The organism is Brumimicrobium mesophilum, assembly GCF_003025005.1.
Taxonomy (GTDB): Bacteria; Bacteroidota; Bacteroidia; order Flavobacteriales_D; family Crocinitomicaceae; genus Brumimicrobium; species Brumimicrobium mesophilum.
Genome location: NZ_PVSS01000079.1, coordinates 1 through 452, shown reverse-complemented (window position 1 = coordinate 452; position 452 = coordinate 1). Strand labels below are relative to the sequence as shown.

1 protein-coding gene is annotated in these 452 nt (G+C 32.7%); it reads right to left on the bottom strand.

Annotated elements, in window-relative coordinates:
- The coding region (locus C6368_RS17125; RefSeq protein WP_159038683.1) for a NosD domain-containing protein at positions 1-452 on the bottom strand (452 nt) is incomplete at both ends.

Below are 452 nucleotides of genomic sequence, written 5' to 3'. Positions count from 1 at the left end.
TATTATATAGCGCATAGATAGTTCCATTGTGACTAACATTATTCTGGTTACTTCCTACATGAATAATATTATTATAAACTAAACCAGGATTACTCACCGGTGAATCTTGTCCATTATGGTATATTGCATAACAAGCACTCGAAGTTGTTGAAGTCACCCCTCCAAAAGGAGAATGTATATAGTTATTTGCTACGATATTACCCTCTCCTCCAGACAAGAAATAGATTCCATAAAAACTAGATACACTTGTTCTATTTGAGCGACTAAGCTCATTATCAATAATTTCAGCATTATCATTATAACGTAAATACATACCATAATAATAAAAATCTTGTAGCATATTATCGGAAATAATATTGTTAGAAGAAGAAGTCCCAGACAACCCATTAATCGTTATTCCATAATAACCACCAATGATAGTATTGCCCGTGATCGTAACATTTGTTGCAGAG